Consider the following 19,110-nt stretch of genomic DNA (forward strand, 5'->3'; position numbering starts at 1 on the left):
TTTTGGGGGTGGAGAGCACTTACTGGCTTTGGGGGTGTCCTGTAGCGGTTTTTAGGGGTATTGCTGGTGACGTGGGTTTTGAAGTCACTTCTGGACAGTGATCAGGCCGTATGCGCGTTGGCTCCTCTTCGCTGCGCTCAGAATGTCGCTCACCGCGCACACGGCCTGATCACTGTCTTGCGGAGTAATAAGGTGCGTTTCGCGCACAAAATCGCAAGCGCAAAGCCCAAGGCGAACAGCCTGCGTGTACGGTGAGCGACATTCTGAGCGCAGCGAAGAGGAGCCAACGTACACGCAGGCTGTTCGCCTTGGGCGCTTCACATCAACGCTGCCAGCCTTTGCACATCAACCACTGGGCCGAACCACACACGATGACCAAAGCCGAATAAGTGGCCATTTTTCCGTCTACACCCCACAAAACTAGACCACCAGCCAAGACGGCTGTGCCTAAAACACCGCTCACCAAAGTCTGCTTCATCAGGCTCCAGCTGGCTAAGGGCAGCCACCAACGTGCTGTGAAGCGGGCTACCAGCACGCAAAACAGGGCCACACCCCATGCAGGCGCAATGAAGTTAAAAGTGTGAATGATTTGTTCTAAAGGGCCCATGCCACAAATTTTATAATCCACACTATGGCAGTATGGGCTTTGGGCCTCAATCACACGACAGCCCCGCTTGATTTGCGGGGCCGTTTTGCTTTTGCGGTCGACCAAATGGGTCCGACCCTTGCAACCCTGCGCCATTCTTTTGCACCTGACAGCGAGGTGGCGATTCTTTCCACCTGCAATCGCACCGAAATTTACTGCGCGGGCAGCGAGGCGCAGATACAGCAGACCATGGCATGGCTGGCCAAGTCTGGCGGTGTGTCCGCCGACGATCTGAAAGGCCATACTTACGCCCTGCTCGAAGCCGATGCAGCCCGCCACGCCTTTCGGGTGGCCAGTGGCCTCGACTCCATGGTGCTGGGCGAACCCCAAATCTTGGGCCAAATGAAAGACGCGGTCCGCGCCGCCACCGAAGCCGGTGCCTTGGGCACCACGCTCAACCAACTGTTTCAACGCTCTTTTGCTGTGGCCAAAGAGGTGCGCAGCAGCACCGAAATTGGCGCGCACTCCATCAGCATGGCCGCCGCCGCCGTGCGCTTAGCCAGCCAGCTGTTTGAAGACCTGAGCGACACCCGCGTGCTCTTTGTGGGCGCGGGCGAAATGATTGAGCTGTGCGCCACCCACTTTGCAGCCAAAAACCCCAAGGCCATTGCCATTGCCAACCGCACATTGGAGCGCGGCGAAAAACTGGCCACCCAATTCAGTGGCGAAGTCATGCGCTTGGCCGACTTGCCCCAACGCCTGCACGAGTTTGATGTGGTCATCAGCTGCACCGCCAGCACCCTGCCCTTGATTGGTTTAGGCGCAGTCGAGCGGGCGTTGAAGCAGCGCAAGCACCGCCCCATGTTCATGGTCGACTTGGCTGTGCCTCGCGACATCGAGCCCGAGGTGAAGTCGCTCGAAGACGTGTATCTCTACACCGTGGACGACTTATCGGACGTGGTGCAAACCGGCCAAGCCAACCGCCAAGCAGCGGTGGCACAAGCTGAGGCCATCATCGATGCAGGCGTGCAAAGCTTTGAGCACTGGATGGACCAGCGCAGCAACGTACCGCTCATCCAACAGCTCAATGCGCAAGCCGAAGACTGGCGCAGCGCTGAGCTTGCGCGTGCACGCAAGGCAATCGCCAAAGGTGACGATGTGGATGCAGTCCTGGAGGCCCTGTCACGCGGCCTCACCCAAAAAATGCTGCACGGCGCGATGGCTGAGCTGCATGCGGGTGACGCCGAGTCGCGTGAGCGTGCGCGTCATGCGATTGAGCATTTCTTTTTGCGCGGCAACCGTTAGGCGCTGACCCCATGAAAGACTTTCTGCGCGCTCAGCTTGAGCGCCATACCCAACGCTTGAACGAACTCGACTTCTTGCTGTCTCGCGAAGACATCATGAAAGACATGACGCAGTTCATGGCCTTGTCGCGCGAGCACACCGAGGTGGCCGCCACCGCCAGCCGCTATGCGCGCTACCAACAACGCGAAGCCGATTTGCAAGCCGCGCAGCAAATGCTGCAAGACGGTGCTGATGACGCTGACATGCGCGCCATGGCCGAAGAAGAAATCACGAGCGCACAAGCCGAGCTGCTGGAACTCGAAGCCGAGCTCCAACGCATGTTGCTCCCCAAAGACCCCGACGACGCACGCCCTGCGTTTGTCGAAATTCGTGCAGGCACGGGCGGCGACGAATCGGCATTGTTTGCTGCCGACTTGCTGCGCATGTACCTGCGCTATGCCGAGCGCCAAGGGTGGCGCAGCGAAATCGTGAGCGAATCACAAAGCGAGCTGGGCGGTTACAAAGAAGTGGTGGTCCGCATGGACGGTGGCTCTAGTGGCGACGGCGTATATGGCTGGCTCAAGTTCGAGTCGGGCGGCCACCGCGTGCAACGCGTGCCGGCCACCGAAACCCAAGGCCGCATCCACACCAGCGCCTGCACGGTGGCGGTGTTGCCCGAGCCGGACGAGGCTGAGGCCATCAAGATCAACCCATCTGATTTGCGCATCGACACCTTCCGTGCCAGCGGCGCGGGCGGCCAGCACATCAACAAAACCGACTCGGCCGTGCGCATCACCCACTTGCCCACAGGCATCGTGGCCGAGTGCCAAGATGGCCGCAGCCAACACAGCAACAAGGCGCAAGCGCTGCGCGTGTTGACTGCGCGCATTCAAGAAAAAGAACGCGCTGAGCGCGCTGCCAAAGACGCGGCCATGCGCAAAGGCTTGATTGGCAGCGGCGACCGCAGCGACCGCATTCGCACCTACAACTACCCGCAGGGGCGCTGGACCGACCACCGGATCAATCTGACGCTGTACAAACTCAACAACATCATGGAAGGCGACCTAGGCGAAGGCCTGCTCGCCCTGCGCCATGCCCGCGAGGCGGAGCTGTTGGCCGATTTGGAAAACGCATGAACACGCCCATGCGTGCCCCCAACAACTTGACGAATGCACCGCTGCAAGCGCCCAGCGATGCGCCATTGCTCTGTGTGCAACAAGCATTGAGCTGGGCGCAAACCTTGGGGCTTCCCCGCTTAGACGCGCAAATGTTGCTGCTGCATGCCTTAGGTCGCGCCTTGAACGACCGCGCTTGGTTGTTGATGAACAGCGATGCACCGCTGAGCGTCGAGGCCCACCAAACCTTCAGCCAGTTTGTGCAACGCCGCTTGACCACTGAGCCTGTGGCGTACATCACGGGGCAAAAAGAGTTCTTCGGCCTCACCCTGCAAGTGGACAAGCGCGTGCTCGACCCGCGCGCCGACACCGAGACCTTGGTGGAGTGGGTCTTGTCGTGCTTGGCCGATGTACCCACCCCACACGTGGTGGACCTGGGCACAGGCAGCGGCGCAATTGCGCTGGCTTTGAAGCACAGCCGCCCCGACGCGCACGTTCACGCGCTAGATGCCAGCACCGAAGCGCTGCAAGTCGCCCGAACCAATGCTGCACGTTTAGGACTCGCCGTTCAATTTCATGCAGGCTCGTGGCTCTCGCCTTTGACCAAGGGCCCCATGTTCGATGCCATCGTCTCAAACCCACCCTACATTGCCAGCGACGATGCACATCTGGCCTCACTCACCCACGAGCCCTTGAGCGCCTTGGCCTCAGGCCACGATGGACTAGATGACTTACGCACCATCGTGCGCCAAGCGCCACACCACTTGAAGCCAGGCGGCTGGCTGCTGCTGGAACACGGCTACGACCAAGCGCAAGCGGTGCAAGACCTGCTGGGCAACGCGGGCTTCACCCAAGTGCAAAGCCATGCCGACTTGGCGGGCATCTTGCGGTGCAGCGGCGGGCGCTGGCCAACAGTGAAATAATCCACCCAGTTTTAGTTTTGGAGAAACGCCATGAGCGACGTGCAACAACGCATTGATGATTTGGTCAAGCAAAACGAAGTTTTGCTCTTTATGAAGGGTAGCGCCAGCTTTCCTATGTGTGGCTTTTCGGGCCGCGCAGTGCAAGTGCTCAAAGCTTGCGGTGTGGACCCCAAGGCGATCAAAACCGTGAATGTGCTGGAAGACCAAGAAATCCGTCAAGGCATCAAGGAGTACAGCAACTGGCCCACCATTCCTCAGCTGTATGTGAAGGGCGAGTTCATCGGTGGCTCTGACATCATGATGGAAATGTACGAATCAGGCGAATTGCAAAAGGCCATCAACGGCTGAGCAAAGTAAGGACTGAGTTAGCCGCAGAAAAACCCGCTGAGTCTCAGCGGGTTTTTTATTGCCTCGGTGTAGGTAACAGCTCAGTCACTGGCATAGACACAGGTGCGACGAGCTGATCGGTTTTGCATTTGGCGTTGCCGTAGCGTTGCACACACAAGTTGGCGGCACACGATTCAATCGCCATTTTTCGCACAGCTTCGTTCTGATCAATCACCACCGTCTCTTGATATGGGATGTACTCGGGACGCGTGATGTCGTTACAAATGGTGCTGGTGTGTGCACCATCGCGAGTGCTAAAGCAACTGCGCATGCCTGTGGACACATGAATCACACGTTGGCGTGTTTGCACCACTTGCACTTTGTTCTCGGGATAGTCTGCCCACGCCTGCGGCGCACATTCACTTTCGACAGCGCGATAGGCTTTGGTCGCACAGCCAGTCAACAGCGCTGTTACCAACACAATAAACCACACTTTCATTGCCACCCCTTTTGTGCCGCCAGCACAGCATTTGGATAAGGCGCTTGCCCACGGCTGCCGTTGTAGCGGCCTAGCGCCAAAAACATGTCGCCATTTTCAACGTTCAAGTAGTGCCGCAAGATGACGCAGCCGAAACGTAAATTGGTTTGCGCTTGAAACAACAGGCTGGCATCGCCGTCAGCCAATAGGCGTGCCCAAAACGGCATGACTTGCATAAACCCACGCGCGCCTGCGCTGCTGATGGCGAATTTGCGAAAGCCGCTTTCTACTTGAATGAGGCCGAGCACCAGCGATGGATCTAAACCCGCACGCTGGCTTTCGTACCAAACCGTTTGCAAAAACTCTCGGCGCAAATGGGGACTGGCTAACTCATGCGCGAGAACATCCGGCATAGCGCTTGGCCCCGCCCCTTTTTGTGGGGGTTCAGCTATCGCTAAACCTTGCGGCACGGGGCTGGCTTTGCGGCGTTGCAGTTGTTTTTCTAAACGCACCTCGGTCTGTGTCAGCCATTGTTGAAATGCGTTGGCGGCTTTCACATCGGCATGCACTAACACTGGCGGACCTGATGGATGGACCGCCGCGCTCAAGGCGGTACGCACCGAATCCATCAAAGGTTCTTCGCGCTGAGTGCCCGCTTGCACGGCGGCACTGAAAGACACCCAAAACAAAAGCGGCCCCCAACGGAGCCGCCATGTCGCCATGAACCCAAGCGCACGCAGCACACGACTGAAAAGACGCAGGCTGCGAACCATCAGAATCACAAACCGAGCTTGGCCTTCACATGCGCCAACACATCGGCCACAGCCACTTTGGTGGACTCAGTGTCGCGGCGGTGTTGGTACTCGACCACACCTTCTTTCAAGCCCTTGTCACCAATGGTCACTCGGTGTGGGACACCGATCAGTTCCCAATCGGCAAACATCGCGCCGGGGCGCTCGCCACGGTCATCCAAGATGACGTCCACGCCCAAGGCCAACAGCTCTTCGTAGAGCTTGAAAGCAGCGGTTTTTACGTCTTCGCTGCGGTCCATGTTGACGGGGCAGATCACAGCGGTGAATGGTGCAATCGCGTCGGGCCAAATGATGCCGCGATCGTCGTGGTTTTGCTCGATGGCAGCAGCGGGCAAGCGCGTGACGCCAATGCCGTAGCAACCCATTTCCATGAACTGCGGTTTGCCATTCACATCCAAGAACGTAGCGTTCATGGCTTGGCTGTATTTGGTGCCGAGGTAGAACACATGGCCAACTTCGATGCCGCGCTCAATCGCGAGCACGCCTTGACCGTCGGGTGATGCGTCACCGGCCACCACGTTGCGAATGTCAGCCACCAAATCAGGTTCAGCCACATCGCGGCCAAAGTTCACGCCGGTCATGTGGAAATCCACTTCGTTGGCGCCGCAAATCCAATCGGCCATCACGGCCACATCGCGGTCGGCCACGATCTTCAAAGGCTGTTTCAAGTTGACAGGGCCGAGGTAGCCAGGCTTGCAACCGAAATGGTCTTCAATCTCAGCGGTGGTAGCAAAACGGAAGCCTGCCTCAAAGCCAGGTAGCTTGCCCACTTTGACTTCGTTCATGTCATGGTCGCCGCGCACGAGCAAGAGCCACACTTGCGACTTGACGACTTCGCCTTTGTCATTGAGTGTGTCGGTGGCCAGCACCAAGGATTTGACGGTGGTGCTCAACGGCACATTCAGCAAAGCAGCCACGTCTTCGCAGGTGCTCTTGCCAGGTGTGGCGGTTTTGGTCAAAGCCTGAGTGGCTGCGCCGCGCGTTTGCGCAGGCGCCAAAGCCTCGGCCTTTTCCATGTTGGCAGCGTAGTTGCTGGTGGGGCAATAAACGATGGCGTCTTCACCCGTAGCAGCAATCACTTGGAACTCTTCGCTCAAGTCGCCACCAATCGCACCGCTATCAGCCGCCACGGCACGGTAGGTCAAGCCGAAGCGGTCAAAGATGTTGCGGTACGCAGCGGCCATGACTTGGTAGCTCTGCTTGGCGGAGTCTTGGTCGCGGTCAAAGCTGTACGCGTCTTTCATGATGAATTCACGGCCACGCATCAAACCAAAACGTGGGCGACGCTCGTCGCGGAATTTGGTTTGGATTTGGTAGAAGTTTTTGGGCAGCTGTTTGTAACTGCGAATTTCTTGGCGGGCGATGTCGGTCACCACTTCTTCGCTGGTGGGTTGCACCACAAAGTCGCGACCATGGCGGTCTTGGATGCGGAGCAACTCAGGGCCCATCTTGTCGAAGCGGCCGGTTTCTTGCCACAGCTCAGCGGGTTGCACCACGGGCATGGTCAACTCAATCGCGCCCGCTTTGTTCATTTCTTCACGCACGATGGCTTCGACCTTACGAATCACACGCAAGCCCATGGGCATGTAGTTGTAAATGCCAGCGCCAAGCTTTTTGATCAAGCCCGCGCGCATCATCAATTTGTGGCTGACCACTTCGGCATCAGCAGGGGCGTCTTTGAGGGTGGAAATGAGAAACTGGGAGGCTTTCATGCGTGCAATCGAATCGTCAAATTTGTAGGGGAATTAGGGCAAATTCTGAGTGAAGTGCTGCAGCTCTGTGCATAATCGACTCAGTTTAAAAATTTGAGGTTCGATTATGCTTGACCGAGAAGGGTTCAGACCCAACGTCGGCATCATCTTGCTCAACCAGAAAAATCAGGTTTTTTGGGGCAAACGCATCCGCACCCACAGCTGGCAGTTTCCACAAGGCGGCATCGACCGCGGCGAAACGCCCGAGCAAGCCATGATTCGTGAATTGCACGAAGAAGTGGGGCTCAAGCCAGAGCATGTGCGCATCGTTGCCCGTACCCGTGATTGGTTGCGCTATGAGGTGCCAGACCGGTTCATCCGCCGTGACGCGCGCGGGTTTTACAAAGGCCAAAAGCAAATTTGGTTTTTGCTGCAGATGGTCGCGCCTGACCATCATTTGAATTTACGTGCCACCGATCACCCCGAGTTCGACGCTTGGCGTTGGAACGACTATTGGGTGCCGCTGGATGTGGTGGTGGAGTTCAAGCGTGGTGTGTACGAAATGGCGCTCACAGAGTTGTCGCGCTTTTTACCCCGCCAAGACAACCGCAGTCGCTACTTACGTGGCGGCGGGCATCAACACGCGTCACAAGAACACAGCAACCGCACCAAGCAATTTGGTGCAGCCATGAACATAGAGCTCCCCCCAGGCGCCACGTTTGACCCAGACCCGCAAGCGGCTTTGCGCCAACCGCGCGAAGGCTCATAAAAAAAGCCCACTTCGGTGGGCTTTTTCTTCTCTGTTTACTTATTTGGAGAGCACCAAGTTGTCGCGGTGCACCATCTCTGGTTCGGCGGCGTAGCCGAGTAATTCAGACATTTGACTCGACGGTTTGCGACACAGCAAGCGGGCCTCGGCAGCTGCATAGTTAGCCAAACCACGGGCCACCTCTTGGCCTTGGTTGTCCAAAATGGCAATCACTTCGCCGCGCGAGAAATCGCCATCCACGCTGGTCATGCCAATGGGTAAGAGGCTGGAACCATCGCCCTTGAGCTTGCTGACCGCACCATCGTCAATGGTGACCGAGCCGCGCAGTTGCAAATGGTCAGCCATCCACTGCTTGCGAGCTTGTTGTTTTTGGGTTTGTGCGACCAGCAAAGTGCCAATGGCTTCGCCTTGCGTCAAACGCAACAAAGCATCGGGCTCACGGCCCCAGGCAATCACCGTGGAGGCACCCGAGCCAGCCGCACGCTTGGCCGCCAAGATCTTGGTGATCATGCCGCCCTTGCCAATGCTGGAGCCTGCGCCACCCGCCATCTCTTCGAGCTTGGCGTCACCTGCGCGTGCTTCATGCACAAAGGTGGCTGATGGGTCGCAACGCGGATCAGCGGTGTACAAGCCTTTTTGGTCGGTCAAGATGATCAGCGCATCAGCCTCTACCAAGTTGGCAACCAAAGCCCCCAAAGTATCGTTGTCACCGAACTTGATTTCGTCGTTCACCACCGTGTCGTTTTCGTTGATGACGGGTAACACGCCGTGCGTGAGCAGCGTCAACAAAGTAGAACGGGCATTCAAGTAACGCTCACGGTCTGCGAGGTCAGCGTGTGTGAGCAAGACTTGGGCAGAGCCCAAACCGTTTTCACGCAGCTTGGTTTCGTACATGTGCGCCAAACCCATTTGGCCGACAGCAGCTGCGGCTTGCAACTCGTGCAACTCTTGTGGACGTGCTGTCCAGCCCAATCGCTTCATACCTTCGGCGATTGCACCGCTGGACACCATGATCACTTCACGACGATCGCGCACCAATGCGCTGAGCTGGCGACACCATTCGCCGATGGCTTGTTCGTCTAAGCCACGGCCTTCGTTGGTGACTAAGCTAGAACCGACCTTGACCACGATGCGGCGAGCATCGCGCAACACGGTAGAGGCTGAAGATGTCATGACGATTATTCTGACGTTGGCTCAACAAAGCGTGGATCGACGTACTCTGGCGGCTGCTCAGAGACCTGCTGGGCTTTGATGTGTTTGTAAATGTCTTTGATCAACGGCTCGCACCCCTCACGCGTCAGTGCCGAGATTTGATAGACCGGACCTTTGTATTTCAATCGCTTGACGAAGTCGGCCACCACAGCGGCGCGCTCATCGGCACCGATCATGTCGAGCTTGTTGAGCACCAGCCAACGGGGCTTGTCGTACAAAGCCTTGTCGTATTTTTTGAGTTCGTTGACGATGGCCTTGGCTTGTGCCACAGGGTCCACACCGTCATCAAACGGCGCAATGTCAACAAGATGCAGCAACAAACGGGTGCGCTGCAAGTGACGCAAAAACTGGTGCCCCAAGCCTGCACCATCAGACGCACCTTCAATCAAGCCAGGCACATCGGCCACCACAAAGCTTTGCTCTGGGCCCACGCGCACCACCCCTAAATTGGGGTGCAAGGTGGTGAAGGGATAGTCGGCAATTTTGGGGCGCGCATTAGAGACGGCCGAGATGAACGTCGATTTACCGGCATTGGGCATGCCCAGCAAGCCCACATCAGCCAACACTTTGAGTTCGAGTTTGAGGCTGCGCTTCTCGCCAGGCCAACCAGGTGTTTTTTGGCGCGGCGCACGGTTGATCGCGCTCTTAAAACGCATGTTGCCAAAGCCGCCGTCGCCGCCCTTGGCGATGGTGATGACCTCGCCTGGCGTGAGTAACTCAAACAACACGTCGCCAGTTTCGGCGTCTGTGATGATGGTGCCCACTGGCATCTTTAAAGTGATGTCATCGCCTGCATGGCCGAACATGTCGGAACCCATGCCGTGTTGGCCGCGCTTGGCCTCGTGGCGGCGCGAGTAACGGAAGTCGACCAAGGTGTTGAGGTTGGGGTCAGCCACGGCGAACACATGGCCGCCGCGCCCGCCATCGCCACCGTTGGGGCCGCCGAACTCTTTGTACTTTTCATGACGGAACGAGACGCAGCCGTTCCCCCCATCACCAGCGGCGATGTCGATATAGGCTTCGTCTACGAATTTCATGGGTCTAGTGTAAAAAGTAAAGCCCCGACAAGTCGGGGCTTTGTCACAAATCAGTTTGAAAAAATCAAACGGGTGTGATGTTGACCATGTGCTTGTTCAAAGCGCCTTTAACGCCGAACGAGACGTGGCCGTCAACCAATGCGAACAAAGTGTGGTCTTTGCCCACGCCGACGTTCACGCCGGGATGGAACTTGGTACCACGTTGACGCACGATGATGGAGCCAGCAGAGATCAACTCACCGCCGAAAGCTTTCACACCGAGCATTTTGGGCTTGGAATCACGCCCGTTGCGCGTAGAGCCGCCGCCTTTTTTCTGTGCCATGTCAAATGCTCCTTAACCGTTGATGGAAGCAATCTGCAGTTCTGTGAACTGCTGACGATGCCCTTGGCGTTTTTGGTAATGCTTACGACGACGCATTTTGAAAATGCGAACTTTGTCGTGTTTACCGTGAGCCACGATGGTGGCTTTCACAGTTGCGCCGGACACCAAGGGAGTGCCGATCTTGAGTTCAGCGCCGTTGCCGACTGCCAACACTTGATCGATCACGATCTCTTGGCCTACGTCCGCAGCAATCTGTTCTACTTTAATTTTTTCGCCAGCAGCAACACGATACTGTTTGCCACCGGTTTTTATGACCGCGTACATGTGAGACCTTTAGATAAGAATCTAGGGATATCTACGGACGGATTTCCGCAGAGCCAGAAATTATAGCAGTGAAAGGCCCAGTTCCGCCAATCCCTATAATCCAGCAGCGTTTCGGCGCTTTTCGTCCTATTTTTTCTAGTCACGCTTTGTCCACTCCACCTGCCAACCCCTTGACCCTGATTGCTGCCGATATGGCAGAGGTTGACCGCGTCATCGCGCAACGCTTAGATTCGGGCGTTCCGCTGGTGGGCACCGTGTCGCAGTACATCATCTCTGCTGGCGGCAAGCGCATTCGCCCCGCCCTGCTCTTGCTCATGGCAGGCGCCTTGGGCTACGCCGATGCCCAGCGCTACAACTTGGCCGCCGTGGTGGAGTTCATCCACACAGCCACCTTGCTGCATGACGATGTGGTGGACGAATCCACCCTGCGCCGTGGCCGTCCGACGGCCAACGAATCGTTTGGCAACCCAGCAAGCGTGTTAGTAGGCGACTTTTTGTATTCCCGCGCCTTTCAAATGATGGTCGACTCGGGTGAAATGCGCGTCATGGAAGTGTTGGCTGAGGCCACCAACGTGATTGCCGAAGGCGAAGTGCTGCAGCTGATGAACATGCACGACGCCTCGCTAGACGAAGCTGGGTATTTACGCGTGATTCGCTCTAAAACAGCCAAGCTGTTTGAAGCCAGCACACGCTTGGCCGCCATTTTGGCCAAAAGCTCACCCGACGTGGAAGCCGCTTGCGCCGATTACGGCCAAGCCTTGGGCACGGCCTTTCAAGTGATTGACGATGTGCTCGACTATGACGGCGACGCCAAAGAGCTGGGCAAAAACTTGGGCGACGATTTACGCGAAGGCAAAAACACCTTACCGCTCATCATCGCCATGCAACGCGGCACGCCTGCACAACGCCAAACCATCCAAAGTGCGATTGAAAACGGCGAAATGGAGGCTTTGGCTGAAATCGTGGAAATTGTGCGCAGCACAGGCGCACTTGATGCCACGCGTGCTGCAGCCAGTGCAGAAGCTGAGCGCGCCATCGCTGCACTGAACGTTTTGCCAGCCACCGCGTATCGCGACGCGCTACATGCCTTGGCTGCACAGTTGCTTGATCGACGAAATTAACCCCCTGGAACTCAGCGAATGCACGATTTAGACAAACCCTATACCGACAGCATTCAGCAGTGGGACATTGCTTGCGATTGCTTCAAAGCAGAATTTAAATTCGACCCGAATGAAATTGTCACCATTGACACCATTCGAGAGATGTTTGCGGAAATTGTGGACGAGCAGGAACTGTCTCAAAATGCATCTACTTCGCTGATGTTTGCCTTGTATTTCTTAGGCTACATCACCCTGCTTGAAATCATGAAGGCCAAAGACGAAGCTTTTGAAATTGGCGACATGACAGATTTTTATTTGATCCTTGATCGCGCAGATCAATGGGCACATCAATCTTTAGATGCTTCTAAATTAGCCGAAGCTGCACGTCCTATTATTGAAACCACGCAGCAAGTGATGCGAAAACTTAATCTGACACGCTGATACGTGCCAGATTAACGTTATTCCTCAACCAATTTACAGGGCATTTTGATGCCCTTTTCTGCTCTTTTTTCTTCGCAATAACGCATAGCGCGTCGCTCGCCTTCGGCTGACATTTTGATATGAATTGAACAGCGAAAAGCCATCTTGTCACCGTCTGAGTGGCTATCAAACGCTGCAGCACAGTGGCTCATTTCATTCATTTCGGGTTTTAACTCCTTCCAAACCGAGCGTAAAGAATCAGGCAGTTCGCTCACATGGATAGAAGGATAAGGACCGATTGGTTTTGCCATCGCAGCAAAACCAATCAATGCCAAACCACAAACCAAATATTTAAAACGATTCATGATTGAGCCTCGATAAAACAGGAAATTAAACAGCAGCAGATTGTGTGATCAACGCTGAGTCTAATGTACCTGCAGCTTTCAAAGCTTGCACCCAAGTTGGAGAAACGCCGCGGCCTGTCCAAGTTTGCTCTGGATTGGCTGGATTGCGGTATTTAGGTGCAACTTTCTTGCCCGCCAACGCGCCTTTTTTTGCAGTTTTGGGGCCTTTTCCAGCCTTAGCAGGCTTGCCTGCACTCAAAGCTTTGGTGATATCAGCAGCGGTCAGTCCAGCCTCTTTCGCCATGGCAACAATTTTTGACAAAACCTTGTCATGCGATTTGGACTTCAATGCCTGCTCTTTTTTGTCTAACAATTCACGCTGTTTACGGATAGCGGCCAATTGATTTGCAACGGTAGTACGTGCCATGAGATATTCCTATTCAATATGTTTTAAAAGACCTAAATATTCTAAACATACTTCAGAAAATATAAAAGCCCGTACAAAACGGGCTTTTATTAATTTGATTTGAATTTAATATTAATTCAAAGCATCTTTCAGGCCTTTACCAGGCTTGAAACGAGGCACTTTAGCAGCCTTAATTTTCAAAGCAGCGCCAGTGCGAGGGTTGCGACCGGTACGAGCTGCACGCTTGCTGACACTGAAAGTGCCGAAACCCACCAAGGTCACCGTATCACCCTTTTTGAGGGTTTTCTTGACAGCTTCAATGATGGAGCCAAGTGCACGGGTGGCAGCAGCTTTAGAAATGTCAGATTTGCTCGCGATGTGTTCAATCAGTTCTGTCTTGTTCACGTTGTTGTTCCTATTGTTAATTTGGATACCAGCAATGCTGATTTGGTCAGTTTACTTAATTTATTGAAAAAATAAATACGCCACTTGGCGTATTTCATGCAAAGCACCTGCATCGTCAGATTTGTAACGGCAACTGCCACACACGCTGAATTTTTCAAGCGACAAATAGCATCTTGTCCCAACGCGAGTGCCGTATACCCATGCCGACTGACAACGCCGTCAACACACTAGACGACTTACTGCAACAAGCGCTACTTCAAGGTGCATCGGATGTTCACTTTGAAAGTGGTGAAGATTTCTTTCGCGCACGATTTCGCATTGATGGCATCCTGCGGGTAGCAGCAACGCCTGCGCTGACACTCAGAGATGCCGTCGTATCTCGCATCAAAGTTTTAGCTCGTATGGACATTGCTGAAAAACGGCTGCCTCAAGACGGACGAATTCAATATCCCCATCTGGGACAAACCGTGGATTTGCGCATTAGCTCATTGCCGACTGTTTATGGGGAAAAAATTGTCGTCCGCATACTCAACTACAGCCGTGAACGTCCTGGTTTGGCCGCTCTGGGTTATGAACCTGATGAACGCGCCAAGTTAATACAAGCCCTCGGACAGCCTCACGGCTTAATTTTGATGACAGGACCAACCGGCTCAGGCAAAACCTTATCTTTGTATAGCTGCCTTGAGTTGCTCAATCGTCATGAAATCAACATTTCCACAGTTGAAGACCCTTCGGAAATTCACCTTCCGGGAGCCAATCAGGTCAACATCAATGAACGTGCAGGGTTGACATTTGCAAGTGCACTTCGTGCGCTTTTACGTCAAGACCCAGACGTGATCATGGTGGGTGAAATACGCGATCTGGAAACCGCAGAAATCGCCATCCAAGCTGCACAAACAGGGCATTTGGTTTTATCCACCTTGCACACCAACGATGCCACTGGGACATTGGCCCGTTTGCGGCATATGGGCATCGCAGCATTCAATGTTGCAGCCAGCGTGAGTCTGGTGACAGCTCAGCGCTTAGTGCGTCGTTTGTGTGAGCATTGCAAGCAAGCGATGGATGCGTCAGAAACCGAGTTTCTCTTGAGTAATTTAAATGACCAAGATCTGCGAACGATCCCAGCGGCTCTGCGCTCGCAAGCGATGCCACACAAAGCCATAGGTTGCGCATTGTGTGACCAAGGTTACAAAGGACGTATTGGCATTTATCAGGTTCTTCCGATCAGCCATGAGATGCAAGCACTGATCATGCGAGACAGTGATACTCACGCCTTGGCTGCTCAAGCCACGCATGAAGGTGTACGGACACTGCGCCAAGCAGGGTGGGTCAAGGTCATGCAAGGCCTCACATCCATGGAAGAAATCATGGCGCTGACGCACCATGACTAAACATCACTACGTATGGCGAGGCATCGACCGTAAGGGCCAATCCGTAAGAGGTACTTTTGAAGCCCACAGCTCAGAAGAAGTACGGTTTTTTCTTAGGCAACAACGCATTCGTGCCAAAAGTATCAGCAAGCAGCTGCACATCCCCTCGTGGTTACGCATTCGACACTCGAAGAAAGTTTCTGTACGTGATGTCACCCAACTCACACGACAGTTGGCGACATTGCTTCATGCTGGCGTACCTTTGCTGCAAGCCCTTGACATTTTGGAACGCAGCGAAAGTAACACCGCCTTGGCTCAGACTTTGCGAAGTCTACGCACGCAAATCGAAGGTGGCGCAGCCTTGAATTTGGCGTTACGTCAACATTCAGAATTCGATGCCTTGTATTGCAACTTAGTGGCTGTAGGCGAATTAACTGGCATGCTCGACACCATGCTGTTGCGTTTAGCCATCCATCTTGAAAAATCAAACGCATTGCATGCCAACATTCGTTCCGCCTTGGTCTACCCTGTGGCGGTATTGAGTATTGCAGTGGGCGTGCTGGTTTTGATTTTGTGGTTTGTGGTGCCTGCCTTTCAAAATATCTTTTCTTCTTTTGGAGCTGAACTCCCGTGGTTAACTCAGGCTGTGATCAGCATGAGTCAAGCCTTGCAAGACCATGGCATTGGTCTATTCTTATTTTTATTAGTGGCAAGCATTGGCTTCAAACGCATGCTTGCCACACATCCCACATGGCAATACACCCTACACAAACGACTCTTACAGTTACCGGTCGCTGGGCCATTGACACGCCACGCCTGCACCGCACGATGGAGTCGAACATTAGCCACATTGTTTGCAGCAGGCATCCCTCTGACAGAAGCACTTGATGCCGCACAAGGCGTGACAGGACACTTGCTGTTTCAAAATGCCACTCGGGAGATTCAGGCGCGACTCATTCAAGGAGAGCGCCTGTCTCATGCACTTGACAATTCGCAAGGCTTGTTTCCACAGATGTTGATTCAAATGTGTGCCATTGGCGAAGAAGCAGGTGCACTAGAACAGATGCTAGAAAAAACTGCAGAACATTACGAACAAGAGGTAGAACACACAGTCGCTCGACTGTCTACACTCTTAGAACCCTTCATCATGGTGGTGTTGGGTGTGTTGATCGGTGGATTAGTCATGGCTTTGTATCTTCCAATTTTTCAGCTGGGACAAGTGGTATGACAGCGTGCAATATCCTGACTGCTGTGCTGGGATTGCTCTTCGGGAGTTTTGTCAATGTACTTATCCACCGACTTCCTCGCATGATCTTGTCCGCGGACCAAAACACGTCCCCTTCGTTGCGCTATGACTTGTGCTGGCCAGCATCACACTGTCCGCATTGCGACTCAACACTTAAAGCGTGGCACAACATCCCCGTGGTGAGTTACCTTTGGCTCAAAGGACGTTGTGGTTTTTGCCAAGAACGCATTTCTTGGCGATATCCCCTTATCGAAATCACAACTGCTCTGATTTGGTTGATGTGCATAGGATGGAAAGGCTGCCATGCCGCAGGCTTTGCTTGGGCCGTTTGCTTCACGCTGCTGCTAGCCGCCTCCGCCATCGACTGGCAAACACAACTCCTACCCGATGTGCTCACGCAAGCCTTGGTTTGGCTCGGACTCCTCGCTGCCTCATTCGGATGGACTCAACTAGAAGTGACACAGGCTGTTTGGGGCGCTGCCACAGGCTATGTTTCACTGTGGAGTGTCGCCACTGCGTTTAGACGTATCACCGGCAAGCACGGGATGGGCGCAGGCGACTTCAAACTCTTGGCAGGTCTTGGCGCATGGCTTGGGCCACTGGCCTTGCTGCCCGTCGTTATTTTGGCCAGCGTCAGCGGTGCGATGGTCGGGCTATGGCTCCAATCGAACCAACGTTTAACTGAAGAAGGGCATGTGCCGTTTGGACCTTTCTTGGCCATAGGAGGCGTTGTTGTGGCTGTCATTGGCATTGAGCCGATTGCCATGTGGATGAATTGGTGATTTTTTGCATAGACTTGCAACATGACTCTCACGCCTCCTCTTCTTCGCATCGGTTTAACTGGCGGCATTGGCAGCGGCAAAAGCACAGTGGCTCAGATGCTTGCTAAACGAGGTGCCACAGTCATCGATGCGGACGCCATCTCTCGCCAAACCACAGCGAAAGGCGGTGCAGCACTTCCTGCAATCGCCAAGACCTTCGGCGCAAACTTCATCACCATTGAGGGCACGCTTGACCGTGAGCGCATGCGAGACCGTGTGTTCGGTGATTCAACAGCCAAACAAACACTCGAGTCCATCATTCATCCTTTAGTGGCCTTGGAAACACAGCGTCAAACACAAGCAGCCATTGATCAAGGGGCTCGCACACTGGTTTTTGACGTACCTTTGCTGATCGAGTCGGGGTCTCGCTGGCGTGCCCAAGTCGACTTCGTTTTACTGGTTGACTGTGCACCCGAAACACAAATTCAACGCGTCATGGCTCGCAATGATTTGAGCCGAGAAACCGTTCTACAGATCATGGCTGCACAGGCGCCTCGCTCCCAAAAACTGACGGCGGCTGACTGGACCATTCACAACGATGGCATCTCTTTGGATGAGTTGCGAGCTTGTGTGCACGATCTGCCGCTGGCCCCGACTTAAACCTAAAGAAAACACCACCTAAACGGGTATGATCCTCATAACTACTAACGTCCATTTCTGACCCGTTTTCGCGTGATTCTGTACGAACATCCCTTCAACGAACGTGTGCGCACTTACCTGCGCTTGGAACACCTGTTTCAGCGTTTTGAAGAGCTTACCTCTCGCGATCACCCCGTGGACAACCACTTTGCGCTTACCACGTTGTTCGAGTTGGTAGAAGCCGGCGGACGTACCGATTTGAAATCAGACGTTTTAAAAGACTTGGAACGTCATAAACAGCAGTTCAGTGCACTGCGCGGTAACCCATCTGTTTCCGAAACAGCACTACAACAACTGCTCGACAGCATCGATCACTGCTTCACCGGTCTGAATGGGCCCGTGGGTAAGATTGGCCAAAACATCATCGACAACGAGTGGCTCAGCGCACTTCGCAACCGTGTGGCTATTCCTGGTGGCACTTGCTGCTTTGATTTGCCTGCTTACCATGCGTGGCAACAACTCAGCCCCGATGTGCGCCGTGCAGACATCTTGCGTTGGTTCGAAGTCTTCCAACCCATGAAAGATTCAGTGAATCTGTTGCTCTCGCTCATGCGCGACACGGGCACAACGCAAAAAATGATGGCCATGGGCGGTCAATTCCAACAATCTTTGGCACAAGGCAAGTTCCAACTCATGCGTGTCGCGATTGATCCTGCGTTGGGCTTCATCCCAGAAATCAGTGGCAACCGCTTGATGATTTGGGTGCGCATGATGCGTCAAGATGGTGACGGTCGTTTGCAACACAGCACAGACGATGTGCCTTTTGAAATGGCTCTTTGCGTTTAAGTCATGAACGACGCTGAGGTTCGCATCGTCGTATGCCCCCAATGTGGCGGCCCTAGCCGCTACGAGACTGCCAACAAATACCGCCCCTTTTGCGGCGAACGATGCCGCAACATTGACTTAGGCGCTTGGGCCAACGAAGAACACCGGTTACCCGACGAAACCCCACAAGACGACGCAGATTTCGAGAATACGCCGCTGCACTGAGCCGCTGACGCAGCTCAATCGCTGTGTGTGGCTCCCGTGAAATTGCGCTCTTGTGCAAACCACTGCAGCACAGGCAAGGTGCCAGGCAACACGGGCTTCACATCAACAGGCAATTGCTGCCAAGCAAACGACTGAGACTCCAGCATCTGCAGCTCGCCCGTCCATTGGGTCACTTGACAAAAATTCAGTTGCACCAGCGCATGTGGATAGTCAATGCGCTCGGTTTTCCACACGGTGCAGTCTTGAATGGTGATGCCAATTTCTTCTTGCAGTTCGCGACGCAACGCCTGCTCAACGGTTTCACCTGCTTCGAGCTTCCCCCCCGGAAATTCCCAATAGCCTGCATAAGCTTTGCCCTCTGGGCGACTCGTCAGCAAGAACGCGTTGTCAGCACGCAGCAACACACCTACCGCCACTTGAACCAAACGTCGATCAGCTGATCGCGGTTGGTCCGCATCGACCACGCGCACTTCTAGGTGGGACATCGCC

At 54.5% G+C, this 19,110-nt stretch carries 25 protein-coding genes and 1 pseudogene; 14 read left to right on the plus strand and 12 right to left on the minus strand.

The window, feature by feature from the left end:
- Positions 1–322: 322 nt before the first annotated feature.
- Positions 323–607, minus strand: a complete 285-nt coding sequence (locus QMG27_RS10800) for a hypothetical protein (RefSeq protein ID WP_281811234.1) — start codon at positions 605–607, stop codon at positions 323–325.
- Between the two features lie 24 nt (positions 608–631).
- Between QMG27_RS10800 and hemA the strand changes: the two genes are divergently transcribed.
- The 4 genes from hemA to grxD are packed head-to-tail and all read left to right on the plus strand — an operon-like array spanning position 632 to position 4,256.
- Positions 632–1,891 (plus strand): glutamyl-tRNA reductase, encoded by a 1,260-nt coding sequence (gene hemA, locus QMG27_RS10805; RefSeq protein WP_281811236.1) that lies wholly within the window; start codon positions 632–634, stop codon positions 1,889–1,891.
- Positions 1,892–1,902: 11 nt separating this feature from the next.
- Positions 1,903–3,006, plus strand: a complete 1,104-nt coding sequence (prfA, locus tag QMG27_RS10810) for a peptide chain release factor 1 (protein ID WP_281811239.1) — start codon at positions 1,903–1,905, stop codon at positions 3,004–3,006.
- Positions 3,003–3,908, plus strand: a complete 906-nt coding sequence (gene prmC / locus QMG27_RS10815) for a peptide chain release factor N(5)-glutamine methyltransferase (protein WP_281811241.1) — start codon at positions 3,003–3,005, stop codon at positions 3,906–3,908. The genes prfA and prmC overlap by 4 nt, the downstream gene beginning before the upstream one ends.
- Positions 3,909–3,938: 30 nt before the next feature.
- A complete protein-coding gene (gene grxD / locus QMG27_RS10820; RefSeq protein WP_281811243.1) occupies positions 3,939–4,256 on the plus strand; it encodes a Grx4 family monothiol glutaredoxin in 318 nt (105 codons plus the stop codon).
- A 55-nt stretch (positions 4,257–4,311) separates the two neighbouring features.
- Here grxD and QMG27_RS10825 read toward each other — a convergent pair whose 3' ends face one another.
- The 3 genes from QMG27_RS10825 to QMG27_RS10835 all read right to left on the minus strand — a co-directional run bounded on the left by QMG27_RS10825 (position 4,312) and on the right by QMG27_RS10835 (position 7,237).
- Positions 4,312–4,734, minus strand: a complete 423-nt coding sequence (locus tag QMG27_RS10825; RefSeq protein WP_281811245.1) for a hypothetical protein — start codon at positions 4,732–4,734, stop codon at positions 4,312–4,314.
- Positions 4,731–5,402 carry a transglycosylase SLT domain-containing protein gene (locus QMG27_RS10830; protein WP_281811247.1) on the minus strand — a complete coding sequence of 224 codons (672 nt, stop codon included), beginning with the start codon at positions 5,400–5,402 and terminating at the stop codon, positions 4,731–4,733. The genes QMG27_RS10825 and QMG27_RS10830 overlap by 4 nt, the downstream gene beginning before the upstream one ends.
- Positions 5,403–5,491: 89 nt before the next feature.
- Complete coding sequence (locus tag QMG27_RS10835; RefSeq protein WP_281811249.1) at positions 5,492–7,237, minus strand: proline--tRNA ligase; 1,746 nt, start codon at positions 7,235–7,237, stop codon at positions 5,492–5,494.
- A gap of 106 nt (positions 7,238–7,343) precedes the next feature.
- On the opposite strand from QMG27_RS10835, the gene QMG27_RS10840 reads away from it, so the two are divergent.
- Positions 7,344–7,985, plus strand: coding sequence for an RNA pyrophosphohydrolase (locus QMG27_RS10840; protein WP_281811251.1), 642 nt, complete (start codon positions 7,344–7,346; stop codon positions 7,983–7,985).
- 39 nt (positions 7,986–8,024) lie between these two features.
- Here the strand turns inward: QMG27_RS10840 and proB are convergent, their stop codons facing one another.
- The 4 genes from proB to rplU form a co-directional block, all read right to left on the minus strand.
- Positions 8,025–9,158: a glutamate 5-kinase gene (gene proB / locus QMG27_RS10845; protein ID WP_281811253.1), complete on the minus strand. Its 1,134-nt coding sequence runs from the start codon at positions 9,156–9,158 to the stop codon at positions 8,025–8,027.
- A gap of 5 nt (positions 9,159–9,163) precedes the next feature.
- Positions 9,164–10,234, minus strand: a complete 1,071-nt coding sequence (gene cgtA / locus QMG27_RS10850) for an Obg family GTPase CgtA (RefSeq protein WP_281811255.1) — start codon at positions 10,232–10,234, stop codon at positions 9,164–9,166.
- 64 nt (positions 10,235–10,298) lie between these two features.
- On the minus strand, positions 10,299–10,556 hold the full coding sequence (gene rpmA, locus QMG27_RS10855) for a 50S ribosomal protein L27 (protein WP_104796974.1): 258 nt from the start codon (positions 10,554–10,556) through the stop codon (positions 10,299–10,301).
- A gap of 12 nt (positions 10,557–10,568) precedes the next feature.
- Complete coding sequence (rplU, locus tag QMG27_RS10860; protein ID WP_281811257.1) at positions 10,569–10,880, minus strand: 50S ribosomal protein L21; 312 nt, start codon at positions 10,878–10,880, stop codon at positions 10,569–10,571.
- Between the two features lie 191 nt (positions 10,881–11,071).
- On the opposite strand from rplU, the gene QMG27_RS10865 reads away from it, so the two are divergent.
- On the plus strand, positions 11,072–12,001 hold the full coding sequence (locus QMG27_RS10865) for a polyprenyl synthetase family protein (RefSeq protein ID WP_281814621.1): 930 nt from the start codon (positions 11,072–11,074) through the stop codon (positions 11,999–12,001).
- 18 nt (positions 12,002–12,019) lie between these two features.
- Complete coding sequence (locus QMG27_RS10870; protein WP_281811259.1) at positions 12,020–12,421, plus strand: hypothetical protein; 402 nt, start codon at positions 12,020–12,022, stop codon at positions 12,419–12,421.
- A gap of 17 nt (positions 12,422–12,438) precedes the next feature.
- Here QMG27_RS10870 and QMG27_RS10875 read toward each other — a convergent pair whose 3' ends face one another.
- From QMG27_RS10875 to QMG27_RS10885, 3 genes are all read right to left on the minus strand, one after another.
- Positions 12,439–12,765: a hypothetical protein gene (locus QMG27_RS10875; RefSeq protein ID WP_281811261.1), complete on the minus strand. Its 327-nt coding sequence runs from the start codon at positions 12,763–12,765 to the stop codon at positions 12,439–12,441.
- A gap of 25 nt (positions 12,766–12,790) precedes the next feature.
- Complete coding sequence (locus tag QMG27_RS10880; protein ID WP_281811263.1) at positions 12,791–13,171, minus strand: H-NS histone family protein; 381 nt, start codon at positions 13,169–13,171, stop codon at positions 12,791–12,793.
- Between the two features lie 111 nt (positions 13,172–13,282).
- Complete coding sequence (locus tag QMG27_RS10885) at positions 13,283–13,555, minus strand: HU family DNA-binding protein (RefSeq protein WP_281811266.1); 273 nt, start codon at positions 13,553–13,555, stop codon at positions 13,283–13,285.
- A 173-nt stretch (positions 13,556–13,728) separates the two neighbouring features.
- On the opposite strand from QMG27_RS10885, the gene QMG27_RS10890 reads away from it, so the two are divergent.
- The 7 genes and pseudogenes from QMG27_RS10890 to QMG27_RS10920 all read left to right on the plus strand — a co-directional run bounded on the left by QMG27_RS10890 (position 13,729) and on the right by QMG27_RS10920 (position 18,621).
- Positions 13,729–14,946, plus strand: a complete 1,218-nt coding sequence (locus QMG27_RS10890) for an ATPase, T2SS/T4P/T4SS family (protein ID WP_281811268.1) — start codon at positions 13,729–13,731, stop codon at positions 14,944–14,946.
- Complete coding sequence (locus tag QMG27_RS10895) at positions 14,939–16,153, plus strand: type II secretion system F family protein (RefSeq protein WP_281811271.1); 1,215 nt, start codon at positions 14,939–14,941, stop codon at positions 16,151–16,153. Before QMG27_RS10890 ends, QMG27_RS10895 begins: the two co-directional genes overlap by 8 nt.
- Positions 16,150–16,446: pseudogene (locus QMG27_RS10900) on the plus strand (prepilin peptidase); the annotation flags it as partial. The gene QMG27_RS10895 and the pseudogene QMG27_RS10900, both read left to right, overlap by 4 nt.
- A gap of 3 nt (positions 16,447–16,449) precedes the next feature.
- The gene (locus QMG27_RS10905) at positions 16,450–16,953 is read left to right on the plus strand and encodes an A24 family peptidase (protein WP_281814624.1); all 504 of its coding nucleotides are present in this window, start codon (positions 16,450–16,452) and stop codon (positions 16,951–16,953) included.
- Positions 16,954–16,974: 21 nt separating this feature from the next.
- Complete coding sequence (gene coaE, locus QMG27_RS10910; protein ID WP_281811273.1) at positions 16,975–17,592, plus strand: dephospho-CoA kinase; 618 nt, start codon at positions 16,975–16,977, stop codon at positions 17,590–17,592.
- Positions 17,593–17,664: 72 nt separating this feature from the next.
- Positions 17,665–18,417 carry a cell division protein ZapD gene (zapD, locus tag QMG27_RS10915; protein WP_281811274.1) on the plus strand — a complete coding sequence of 251 codons (753 nt, stop codon included), beginning with the start codon at positions 17,665–17,667 and terminating at the stop codon, positions 18,415–18,417.
- A gap of 3 nt (positions 18,418–18,420) precedes the next feature.
- Positions 18,421–18,621 carry a DNA gyrase inhibitor YacG gene (locus QMG27_RS10920; protein ID WP_281811277.1) on the plus strand — a complete coding sequence of 67 codons (201 nt, stop codon included), beginning with the start codon at positions 18,421–18,423 and terminating at the stop codon, positions 18,619–18,621.
- Positions 18,622–18,635: 14 nt separating this feature from the next.
- Here QMG27_RS10920 and mutT read toward each other — a convergent pair whose 3' ends face one another.
- Positions 18,636–19,106, minus strand: coding sequence for an 8-oxo-dGTP diphosphatase MutT (gene mutT, locus QMG27_RS10925; protein ID WP_281811279.1), 471 nt, complete (start codon positions 19,104–19,106; stop codon positions 18,636–18,638).
- Positions 19,107–19,110: the final 4 nt, after the last annotated feature.

Source organism: Limnohabitans sp. MORI2, assembly GCF_027925025.1.
Classification (GTDB): Bacteria; Pseudomonadota; Gammaproteobacteria; order Burkholderiales; family Burkholderiaceae_C; genus Limnohabitans.